General features: G+C 54.5%; 10 protein-coding genes (1 of these 10 only partly in view). All 10 read left to right on the top strand.

What is annotated here, in order from left to right:
- Positions 1 to 45 precede the first annotated feature (45 nt).
- Complete coding sequence (gene rpoC, locus CK911_RS15795; protein WP_042019312.1) at positions 46 to 4,350, top strand: DNA-directed RNA polymerase subunit beta'; 4,305 nt, start codon at positions 46 to 48, stop codon at positions 4,348 to 4,350.
- Positions 4,351 to 4,691: 341 nt separating this feature from the next.
- Positions 4,692 to 5,408 carry a transcriptional regulator gene (locus tag CK911_RS15790; RefSeq protein ID WP_042019310.1) on the top strand — a complete coding sequence of 239 codons (717 nt, stop codon included), beginning with the start codon at positions 4,692 to 4,694 and terminating at the stop codon, positions 5,406 to 5,408.
- A 24-nt stretch (positions 5,409 to 5,432) separates the two neighbouring features.
- The gene (locus CK911_RS15785; protein ID WP_042019309.1) at positions 5,433 to 5,813 is read left to right on the top strand and encodes a RidA family protein; all 381 of its coding nucleotides are present in this window, start codon (positions 5,433 to 5,435) and stop codon (positions 5,811 to 5,813) included.
- Positions 5,814 to 5,897: 84 nt separating this feature from the next.
- Positions 5,898 to 6,290 (top strand): sulfurtransferase complex subunit TusD, encoded by a 393-nt coding sequence (gene tusD, locus CK911_RS15780; RefSeq protein WP_098971126.1) that lies wholly within the window; start codon positions 5,898 to 5,900, stop codon positions 6,288 to 6,290.
- A 9-nt stretch (positions 6,291 to 6,299) separates the two neighbouring features.
- Positions 6,300 to 6,659 (top strand): sulfurtransferase complex subunit TusC, encoded by a 360-nt coding sequence (tusC, locus tag CK911_RS15775; protein ID WP_098971124.1) that lies wholly within the window; start codon positions 6,300 to 6,302, stop codon positions 6,657 to 6,659.
- 7 nt (positions 6,660 to 6,666) lie between these two features.
- On the top strand, positions 6,667 to 6,945 hold the full coding sequence (tusB, locus tag CK911_RS15770) for a sulfurtransferase complex subunit TusB (RefSeq protein ID WP_042019303.1): 279 nt from the start codon (positions 6,667 to 6,669) through the stop codon (positions 6,943 to 6,945).
- Between the two features lie 182 nt (positions 6,946 to 7,127).
- Positions 7,128 to 7,502, top strand: coding sequence for a 30S ribosomal protein S12 (gene rpsL, locus CK911_RS15765; RefSeq protein WP_005306278.1), 375 nt, complete (start codon positions 7,128 to 7,130; stop codon positions 7,500 to 7,502).
- 93 nt (positions 7,503 to 7,595) lie between these two features.
- Positions 7,596 to 8,066 (top strand): 30S ribosomal protein S7, encoded by a 471-nt coding sequence (gene rpsG, locus CK911_RS15760; protein WP_042019301.1) that lies wholly within the window; start codon positions 7,596 to 7,598, stop codon positions 8,064 to 8,066.
- Between the two features lie 75 nt (positions 8,067 to 8,141).
- Positions 8,142 to 10,247 carry an elongation factor G gene (fusA, locus tag CK911_RS15755; protein WP_042019299.1) on the top strand — a complete coding sequence of 702 codons (2,106 nt, stop codon included), beginning with the start codon at positions 8,142 to 8,144 and terminating at the stop codon, positions 10,245 to 10,247.
- A gap of 54 nt (positions 10,248 to 10,301) precedes the next feature.
- Positions 10,302 to 11,481 carry the 5' portion of an elongation factor Tu gene (tuf, locus tag CK911_RS15750; RefSeq protein WP_098971121.1) on the top strand. The gene runs 5 nt beyond the window's last position, so only the first 1,180 of its 1,185 coding nucleotides appear in the window; the start codon lies at positions 10,302 to 10,304; its stop codon lies off the right edge, out of view.

Genomic DNA, 11,481 nt, shown 5'->3' with positions numbered 1-11,481 from the left:
TTGGCAGTAGGGGCGCCGAGGTTAGACTCCTGACAGGGGAAACACGTGAAAGACTTACTCAAGTTTTTGAAGGCTCAGACCAAGACCGAAGAGTTTGACAGTATCAAGATCGGTCTGGCCTCTCCTGACATGATCCGCTCCTGGTCATTCGGTGAGGTCAAAAAGCCTGAGACCATCAACTACCGGACTTTTAAGCCGGAACGTGATGGTCTGTTCTGTGCCCGTATCTTCGGACCGGTGAAGGACTACGAGTGTCTGTGCGGCAAGTACAAGCGCCTGAAACACCGTGGTGTGATCTGTGAGAAGTGCGGCGTTGAAGTGACTCAGACCAAGGTCCGTCGCGAGCGTATGGGCCATATCGAGCTGGCCAGCCCGACTGCCCACATCTGGTTCCTGAAGTCGCTGCCGTCTCGTATCGGCCTGCTGCTGGACATGACCCTGCGCGACATCGAACGCGTGCTCTACTTCGAATCTTTCGTAGTAATCGAGCCGGGCATGACCAACCTCGAACGCAGCCAGATGCTCTCTGAAGAGCAGTACCTGGATGCGCTGGAAGAGTGGGGCGACGAATTTGACGCCAAGATGGGTGCCGAAGCAATCCTGGCATTGCTGCGCGCCATCGATCTGGAAGGTGAAGTCAAGACTATGCGTGAGGAGCTGGATCAGACCAACTCCGAGACCAAGCGCAAGAAGACCACCAAGCGTCTGAAGTTGATGGAAGCATTCCTGCAGTCTGGCAACAAGCCGGAGTGGATGATCATGACAGTGCTGCCTGTGCTGCCGCCGGACCTGCGTCCGCTGGTACCGCTGGACGGCGGCCGTTTCGCGACTTCCGATCTGAACGATCTGTACCGCCGTGTGATCAACCGTAACAACCGCTTGAAGCGTCTGCTGGACCTGGCTGCTCCGGACATCATCGTGCGCAACGAAAAGCGTATGCTGCAAGAGTCCGTCGATGCGCTGCTGGATAACGGCCGTCGTGGTCGTGCCATCACCGGTTCCAATAAGCGTCCGCTGAAATCCTTGGCCGATATGATCAAGGGTAAGCAAGGTCGTTTCCGTCAAAACCTGCTGGGTAAGCGCGTCGACTACTCTGGTCGTTCCGTTATCACCGTAGGTCCGACTCTGCGTCTGCATCAGTGCGGTCTGCCGAAGAAGATGGCGCTGGAACTGTTCAAGCCGTTCATCTATGGCAAGCTGGAAACTCGCGGTCTGGCGACCACGATCAAGGCTGCCAAGAAGATGGTTGAGCGCGAAGAAGCTGTCGTTTGGGATATCCTGGACGAAGTGATCCGCGAGCACCCGGTCCTGCTGAACCGTGCACCGACTCTGCACCGTCTGGGTATCCAGGCATTCGAACCGACCCTGATCGAAGGTAAAGCGATCCAGCTGCATCCGCTGGTTTGTGCCGCCTATAACGCGGACTTCGACGGTGACCAGATGGCGGTCCACGTACCGCTGACGATCGAAGCTCAGCTTGAAGCGCGTGCGCTGATGATGTCTACCAACAACATCCTGTCGCCTGCCTCTGGTGAGCCGATCATCGTTCCTTCTCAGGACGTGGTCTTGGGTCTGTACTACATGACCCGTGCCCGTATCAACGCCAAGGGCGAAGGTATGGTGCTGGCCGGCCCGAAAGAAGCCGAGAAAGTATATCGCGCCGGTTTGGCCGATCTGCATGCTCGCGTCAAAGTGCGTATCACCGAATATCTCCGTCAGGAAGATGATTCACTGGTTGAGCGTACCGAGATGAAGAACACCACCGTTGGTCGTGCGATCCTGAGCCTGATCCTGCCAAAAGGCATGGAATACGCGCTGATCGACGAGCCGAAGGTGCTGACTGCAGCTGAGCAGGCTGATCTGGATGCCAATCCGCAGAACTGGATCAAATCTGTATCCAACAAGGCGCTGGGCAAAAAGCTCATCTCCCGTCTGCTGAACACCTGCTATCGCAAGCAGGGGCTGAAGGACACCGTCATCTTCGCTGACCAGCTGATGTATACCGGTTTCCATTATGCAGCGCTGTCTGGTGCTTCTGTTGGTATCGATGACATGGTCATCCCGGATGCCAAGAAAGACATCATCGCCGCTGCCGAAGCTGAAGTTGCCGAGATCCAGGACCAGTTCCTGTCCGGTCTGGTGACCGCTGGCGAACGCTACAACAAGGTTATCGATATCTGGGCCAGCGCCAACGAGCGCGTCTCCAAGGCCATGATGGAGAACTTGTCCAAAGAGCGTGATGTTAACTCGCTGGGTGAAGAAGAAGAGCAAGCCTCGTTCAACAGCATCTTTATGATGGCCGACTCTGGTGCGCGTGGTTCCGCCGCCCAGATCCGTCAGCTGGCCGGTATGCGTGGCCTGATGGCCAAGCCGGATGGCTCCATCATCGAGACGCCAATCGTCGCGAACTTCCGCGAAGGTCTGAACGTACTGCAGTACTTTATCTCCACTCACGGTGCTCGTAAGGGTCTGGCGGATACCGCACTGAAGACCGCGAACTCCGGTTATCTGACCCGTCGTCTGGTTGACGTGGCACAGGACATGGTGATCACCGAGGACGATTGCGGCACCGTTGAAGGTCTGTGGATGACTCCGCTGATCGAAGGTGGCGACGTAGTCGAGCCGCTGCGTGAGCGCGTGCTGGGCCGTGTGCTTGCCGACGACGTGATCAAGCCGGGTACTGAAGATGAAGTACTGGTAGCGCGCAATACTCTGCTCGATGAGCAGCTGTGTGATCTGCTGGAACAGAACTCTGTTGACCGTGTGAAGGTGCGTTCTGCCATTACTTGTGAAACTGACTTCGGTAACTGTGCTCGCTGCTACGGCCGCGATCTGGCTCGTGGTCACCTGGTGAACAAAGGTGAGGCAGTCGGTGTTATCGCCGCTCAGTCCATCGGTGAGCCGGGTACCCAGCTGACGATGCGTACCTTCCACATCGGTGGTGCCGCATCCCGAGCTGCTGCCGAGAACAGCATTCAGGTCAAGAACACCGGTAGCATCAAGCTGCAGAACGCCAAGTTCGTTCTCAACAGCGATGACAAGCTGGTTATCACCTCTCGTTCTACCGAACTGACCATCATGGATGACATGGGCCGTACCAAGGAAAGCCACAAGCTGCCTTACGGTTCCGTGCTGGAAGTGAAGGACAACCAGGCTGTGAACGCTGGCGAGACTGTTGCCAACTGGGATCCGCACACCCACCCGATCATCACCGAAGTAGCAGGTCGTCTGCAGTTCGAACACATGATCGATGGCGTGACCATCACTCGTCAGACCGACGAGCTGACCGGTCTCTCTTCTATCGTCGTACTGGATGTCAACGAGCGTCCGAGTGCCGGTAAAGAGATGCGTCCGACCGTTAAACTGGTCGACCTGAACGGCAAAGATGTGATGATTCCGGGTACCGATGTAGCTGCCCAGTACTTCTTGCCGGGCAAGGCGATCGTCAACTTGGAAGATGGTGCCAACGTGGGTGTGGGTGACGCGGTAGCGCGTATCCCGCAAGAATCCAGTGGTACCAAGGACATCACCGGTGGTCTGCCGCGCGTTGCGGATCTGTTCGAAGCACGTATTCCGAAGGAACCGGCTATTCTGGCCGAGGTCTCCGGTACCATCTCCTTCGGGAAAGAGACCAAAGGCAAGCGCCGTCTGGTCATCACCCCGACTGATGGTGGCAGCGTCTACGAGGAGATGATTCCGAAGTGGCGTAACCTGAACGTGTTCGAAGGTGAAAAAGTTGAGAAGGGTGAAGTGCTGGCGGACGGTCCTGAGTCTGCTCACGATATCCTGCGTCTGCGCGGTATCAGCCCGGTCGCCAACTACATCGCCAACGAAGTGCAGGACGTTTACCGTCTGCAAGGCGTTAAGATCAACGACAAGCACATCGAAGTCATCGTTCGTCAGATGCTGCGTAAGTGCGAAATCTTGAGCGCTGGTGATACCGACCTGATCGAAGGTGAGCAAGTTGAAGTTGCTCGTGTGAAGATTGCCAACCGTAAACTGGTTGCCGAGGGCAAGGCCCCCGCTACCTTCCGTCATATCCTGATGGGTATTACCAAGGCATCTCTGAGCACTGAGTCCTTCATCTCTGCGGCTTCCTTCCAGGAAACCACCCGTGTTCTGACCGAAGCTGCCGTTGGTGGCAAGCGTGATGAACTGCGTGGCCTGAAAGAGAACGTCATCGTGGGTCGTTTGATCCCGGCTGGTACCGGCTTTGCCTACCACCATAGCCGGATCAACCAGCGTGCCGCCGCAGCGCGTGCTGTTGGTACCCCGCAGGTGACTGCCGATGAAGCTCAACAGAACCTGGCGGATCTGCTGAACGCAGCCGGTAGCTTCGACGAAGAGTAAATCGTCATCCGCGATTTAAAGAGCGCCTCCTGGGGCGTCTCTTATACAAAAATCCCCAAGCATCGCTTGGGGATTTTTTTTTGCTCGTTTTTCGTCTTCCCTGCCCCGAGAGTCATCCTGAGAGATTGATGGTGCGACATACCTTGATGCAATTCATTCAATTGACTGTTTGCATAATAGAGCTCTTCTGCGGTGGGCCAATTCCTCGGCAAAGGCAGGCACTGCGCGGTTTACAAGATGATCCAGAGCAAAGTTGTAGAGTAAAAAATCAAAAAAAGTTGACTTTACTGCCCCGCAATTTAAAACTCGGGCAAGTTGAATGGTTATTACAGGGGTAGAACATGACTGTCGGTATCGAGGAAACGATGTTTCCCGAAGAACAGCTGATCAGCCGCACTTTTACAGATGAAGACAGGGAATTGTTGCGCTCATACGATGGGCTCATCGATGGCTTGGCCGAATTGTTCGGCAAGCATTGTGAAGTGGTCCTCCACTCCCTGGAAAATCTGCATGAGTCGGTGATCAAGATCGCCAACGGATTTAATACCGGACGCACCCTGGGGGCGCCCATTACCGATCTGGCATTGCGGATGCTCAAGGATATCGAGAGCACGGGCCAGGATTATACCCAGAGTTATTTTGCCCGTAGCCGCACTGGCGCCTTGATGAAATCGAGCACTATTTCTATCAGAAACAGTGAGCGGCAGGTAATCGGTCTGATCTGCATCAACCTGCACATCAATGCACCTTTCCATGAATTTGTGGCCGAATTTTTTCCGACGCCCCAACAGGCGGCGCGCCAGTCACCAGAGACCTTTGCCAACAGCGTAGAAGAGCTGGTTGCCCAGACGGTGGATAACACCATCGACGAGATCAACCGCGATCCCACGGTGGCCAACAATGCCAAGAACCGTTTCATCGTGACCCAGCTGTTCGAGAAGGGAATTTTCGACATCAAAGATTCGATCAATCTGGTGGCGGATAAACTCAATATTTCAAAACATACCGTTTATCTTTACATCCGACAGCGCAAGCAGGGTGAAGACGAGAACGAGTAACTTATTCCAGAAGGGGATAGATGAATGGCTAAAGAAGTGATTGCAACCGACAAGGCGCCTGCTGCGATTGGTCCCTATGTTCAGGCTACCAAGGTTGGCGAGATGATCTTCACCTCCGGGCAGATCCCGCTCGATCCTGCCACCATGGAGATCGTGGCTGGCGGTATCGAAGAGCAAGCCGAACGGGTAATGAAGAATCTGGTTGCCGTGTTGCACGCTGCCGGTGCCGATGCCAGCAACGTGGTTAAAACCACCTGCTTCCTGAGCGACATGAACAACTTCGTTGCCTTCAATCAGGTCTATGCCCGTTACTTTGGCGATGCGGCACCTGCCCGCTCCTGTGTTGAGGTAGCCCGCCTGCCTAAAGATGTGCTGGTCGAGGTCGAGGCCATCGCCCATCTCTGATTAACACATCGAATCAAGCCCCTCCTGGCAGGGGCTTTTTTATTTTTGGCGTAAAATTGACCGGGTCAGTACAGGAGCCCTGCTATGAGTTTGAGTTTTGCCATCCTGGTAACGGGGCCAGCCTATGGCACCCAGTCGGCCAGTACTGCCTATCGCTTTGCCCGCACGCTGTTGGCGCAAGGACATACCTTGTCTCACCTGTTTTTCTATCAGGATGGCATCCATAACGGTAACGGTTTGCATCAGCCCGCGTCCGATGAGACCGACCTGGTGCGTCTGTGGCGAGAGCTGGCAGAAGAGCAGGGGATCCATATCGACGTCTGTGTCGCCGCCGCTATGCGGCGCGGTGTGCTCGATGAGCAAGAGGCCAAGGGGGCAGGGCAGGCGCACTTCAATCTGCAAGCGCCATTTTGCCTGAGCGGTCTGGGCCAGTTGGCCGAGGCGGCGCTCACCGCCGATCGGTTGGTTCAGTTCTAGGGGATAGCCATGAGCAAGAAAATCGCCTTTATCTGCAGTCGTGGCCCCCATGGCCATGCCGCCGGTCGGGAAGGGCTGGATGCCCTGTTGGCCACTTCGGCCATGACTGATTCACTGGCGCTGTTCCTGATTGGGGATGGCGTGCTGCAGCTGCTCAAAGAGCAGCAACCGGCCACTATTTTGCAGCGCCACTACGCTCCCACCTTCAAAATGCTGGAACTCTACGACATCGAAGAGGTCTATGTTTGTGCTGACTCGTTGGCAGAGCGTGGTGTGACCGTGGATGATCTGCTGATCCCCATCGACAGTTTGCCGCGCCATGAATTGGCTCGGCGCTGGGCGCAATGTTCGACTCACATCAGTTTTTGAGGTCTCCATGTTGCATCTGATATTGAATTCTCCCTTCCAAAGTCAGGCGCTGGCAGAGGCACTCTCCTATCTTCAGCCGGAAGATGAGCTGGTGCTGATGCAGGATGCGGTCATTGCTGCCGCGGCCCCCAAGTGGTGTGAACGACTGGCGGGCATTCCGCTTTATGTGATGCAAGATGACTTGCAGGCCCGTGGTCTGCACCATGGCGTCGGCATTGCGCTGGATATGGCGGGTCTGGTGGCGCTGATCGCGAAAAATGGATCACCTCGCACCTGGGGAGGGTGATCATATTATTTTTATTGAAATTCAGTATGTTAGCTTTGTTGTGATCGGATCCAGATTGTCCTTTTGTGACGCAAATTGTATAAATCTTGACTCCCCAGACAACAGGGCATAAAATTTCGCGTCCCCGTATCTGCGGGGAGGATTTTCCACACGTTTATGAAGTCATTATCAGGAGCCTCTTGATGGCAACTATTAACCAGTTGGTTCGCAAGCCACGCATCAAGCTCGTTGTTAAGAGCAACGTGCCGGCGCTGGAAGCGTGCCCTCAGAAGCGTGGCGTATGCACCCGTGTATATACCACCACCCCGAAGAAGCCTAACTCTGCACTGCGTAAAGTGTGCCGTGTACGTCTGACCAACGGCTTCGAAGTCACCTCCTACATCGGTGGTGAAGGTCACAACCTGCAAGAGCACTCTGTTGTTCTGATCCGTGGCGGTCGTGTAAAAGACTTGCCAGGTGTTCGTTATCACACCGTTCGTGGTGCGTTGGACTGTGCCGGTGTTAAAGACCGTAAGCAGGCTCGCTCCAAGTATGGCGTGAAGCGTCCTAAAGCTTAATGGTTCTCCGTTAAGTAAGGCCAAACGTTAATTCGTTTCTAGTTAGATAACTTTCTAGTTTTGGGTAATCCCTGAAGTTACGGAGAATTTGAAATGCCAAGACGTCGTGTTGTTGGTCAGCGTAAAATCCTGCCAGATCCCAAGTTCGGATCAGAGCTGCTGGCTAAATTCGTCAACGTAGTAATGGTTGACGGTAAGAAATCTGTTTCCGAAGCCATCGTATATGGCGCCCTGGACATCATTGCCACCAAGAGCGGCAAAGATCACCTGGCCGTCTTCGAAGAAGCTCTGGATAACATTCGTCCGTCCGTCGAGGTTAAATCTCGTCGTGTCGGTGGTGCAACCTATCAGGTACCGGTAGAAGTTCGTCCGGTCCGTCGCAATGCCCTGGCAATGCGCTGGTTGGTTGACGCCGCTCGTAAACGTGGTGAAAAATCAATGGCTCAGCGTTTGGCTGGCGAGCTGCTGGATGCCTCTGATAACAAGGGTTCGTCTGTCAAGAAACGTGAAGACGTTCACCGTATGGCTGAAGCGAACAAAGCCTTCGCTCACTTCCGCTGGTAATCCGCTTACGCAGAGCCTCATGGCTCTGCGTGCCTTTCATTACCTAGGGCGAAGCGCCTTAGTAAGAGGATGACAATGGCTCGTACAACTCCTATTGAGCGTTATCGTAACATCGGTATCTCCGCTCACATTGACGCCGGTAAAACTACTACTACCGAACGCGTTCTGTTTTACACCGGTGTAAGTCACAAGATCGGTGAAGTTCACGATGGCGCAGCCACCATGGACTGGATGGAACAGGAACAGGAGCGTGGTATTACCATCACCTCCGCCGCGACCACCGCATTCTGGTCCGGTATGGGTAAACAGTATCAACCGCACCGTATCAACATCATCGACACCCCGGGCCACGTTGACTTTACTATCGAAGTAGAGCGTTCAATGCGTGTTCTGGACGGTGCCGTGATGGTGTACTGTGCCGTAGGTGGCGTACAGCCACAGTCTGAAACCGTATGGCGTCAGGCTAACAAGTACAAAGTTCCCCGTATCGCGTTCGTCAACAAGATGGACCGTACCGGTGCTAACTATTTGCGCTGCGTTGAGCACATCAAGACCCGTCTGAAAGGCGTTCCGGTTCCCCTGCAACTGAACATCGGTGCAGAAGAGAACTTCAAGGGCGTTGTTGACCTGGTCAAGATGAAAGCCATCAACTGGAGCGAAGCTGATCAGGGCGTATCCTTCGATTACGAAGAGATCCCGGCTGAACTGCTGGAGCAGGCGCAAGAAATGCGCATGAACCTGGTTGAAGCAGCTGCTGAAGCATCTGAAGACTTGATGGAAAAGTACCTCGGCGGTGAAGAACTGACCGAAGAAGAAATCAAGAAAGCTCTTCGTTTGCGCGTTCTGAACAACGAGATCATCCTGGTTACCTGTGGCTCTGCGTTCAAGAACAAAGGCGTTCAGGCTATGCTGGATGCCGTAGTTGACTATCTGCCGGCACCGACCGACGTAGCAGCTATCGACGGCCTGAAAATGGACGGCGAGACCAAAGACGAGCGTCATGCTTCTGATGACGAGCCGTTCTCTGCTCTGGCGTTCAAGATCGCTACCGACCCGTTCGTTGGTAACCTGACCTTCTTCCGCGTCTACTCCGGTGTTGTTAACTCCGGTGACACCGTGCTGAACTCCGTTAAGGACAAGCGCGAGCGTTTTGGCCGTATCGTTCAGATGCACGCCAACAAGCGTGAAGAGATCAAAGAAGTACGCGCTGGCGACATCGCTGCTGCTATCGGTCTGAAAGATGTGACCACCGGTGATACCCTGTGTGATGAAAAATCACCGATCATCCTCGAGCGTATGGAATTCCCGGAGCCGGTAATTTCTATCGCAGTTGAGCCGAAAACCAAGGCTGACCAAGAGAAGATGGGTCTGGCACTGGGCCGTCTGGCGCAAGAAGATCCGTCTTTCCGTGTATGGACTGACGAAGAATCTGGCCAAACCATCATCGCCGGTATGGGCGAGCTGCACCTGGACATCATCGTTGACCGTATGCGTCGCGAGTTCAAGGTTGAAGCTAACGTTGGTAAGCCGCAGGTTGCCTACCGTGAAACCATTCGTGAAACCGTCAAGGATATCGAAGGTAAGCACGCCAAGCAGTCTGGTGGTCGCGGTCAGTACGGTCACGTTGTGATCGACATGTACCCGCTGGAAGCCGGTAAAGCCTACGAGTTCGTTAACGACATCAAAGGCGGCGTGATCCCAGGCGAATACATCCCGGGTGTTGATAAGGGTCTGCGTGAGCAGCTCAAATCTGGCCCGCTGGCTGGCTATCCGGTTATGGATGTCGGTGTTCGTCTGCACTACGGTTCTTACCACGATGTCGACTCTTCCGAGCTGGCGTTCAAGATCGCTGCATCTCTGGCATTTAAAGCTGGCTACATGAAAGCCAAGCCAGTGCTGCTTGAGCCGGTTATGCAGGTTGAAGTCGAGACTCCGGAAGATTACATGGGCGACGTTATCGGTGACCTGAACCGTCGTCGTGGCCTGATCGAAGGTATGGAAGATGGCCCGTCCGGCAAGATCGTACGTGCTCTGGTGCCGCTGGCCGAAATGTTCGGTTATGCAACTGCACTGCGTTCCGCTACCCAAGGTCGTGCTTCCTACGCAATGGAATTCGCTAAGTACTCTGATGCCCCGACTAACGTGGCTCAAGCAGTAATCGAAGAGCGCAAATCCAAGTAATTTATGATTCCCCGCTTACGACGGTAGGCGGGTTTAACCTAGAAGGACTACGTCGTGTCTAAAGAAAAATTTGAGCGTAACAAACCGCACGTAAACGTGGGTACCATCGGCCACGTTGACCACGGTAAAACCACCCTGACTGCAGCTATCACCAGTGTGCTGGCCAAGCACTACGGTGGTAAAGCTTTCGCCTTCGACCAGATCGACAAGGCACCGGAAGAGCGTGAGCGTGGTATCACCATCAACACCTCCCACGTAGAATACGACACCCCGATCCGCCACTACGCACACGTAGATTGCCCGGGCCACGCCGACTACGTTAAGAACATGATCACCGGTGCTGCCCAGATGGACGGCGCAATTCTGGTAGTAGCAGCGACTGACGGCCCGATGCCGCAGACTCGTGAGCACATCCTGCTGGGTCGCCAGGTTGGTATCCCGTACATGATCGTGTTCATGAACAAGTGCGACATGGTAGATGACGAAGAGCTGCTCGAACTGGTCGAGATGGAAGTTCGTGAACTGCTGACCGAATATGACTTCCCGGGTGATGACCTGCCGGTAGTTCGTGGTTCCGCGCTGAAAGCGCTGGAAGGCGAAGCGCAGTGGGAAGAGAAGATCATCGAGCTGGCTGGCCACCTGGATACCTACATTCCTGAGCCGGAGCGTGCAATTGACCTGCCGTTCCTGATGCCAATCGAAGACGTATTCTCTATCGCTGGCCGCGGTACTGTAGTTACCGGTCGTGTAGAGCGCGGTATCGTTAAAGTAGGTGAGTCTGTAGAAATCGTTGGTATCAAAGATACCGTGACTACTACCTGTACCGGTGTAGAAATGTTCCGTAAGCTGCTGGACGAAGGTCGTGCAGGCGAGAACGTTGGTGCACTGCTGCGTGGTGTGAAGCGTGAAGACGTAGAGCGTGGTCAGGTACTGGCCAAGCCGGGCTCAATCAAGCCGCACACCAAGTTTGAATCTGAAGTGTACGTACTGTCCAAAGAAGAAGGTGGTCGTCATACCCCGTTCTTCAAGGGCTACCGTCCGCAGTTCTACTTCCGTACTACCGACGTGACCGGTACCATCGAACTGCCGGAAGGCGTAGAGATGGTAATGCCAGGCGACAACATCAAAATGGTTGTTACCCTGATTGCGCCGATCGCGATGGACGACGGCCTGCGTTTCGCTATCCGTGAAGGTGGCCGTACCGTAGGTGCTGGTGTTGTAGCTAGCGTAATCG

The organism is Aeromonas sp. CU5, from assembly GCF_002586745.1.
Taxonomy (GTDB): Bacteria; Pseudomonadota; Gammaproteobacteria; order Enterobacterales; family Aeromonadaceae; genus Aeromonas; species Aeromonas sobria.
Note: the sequence above shows the minus strand (reverse complement) of the source record. Positions and strands in the feature narration are given on the sequence as shown.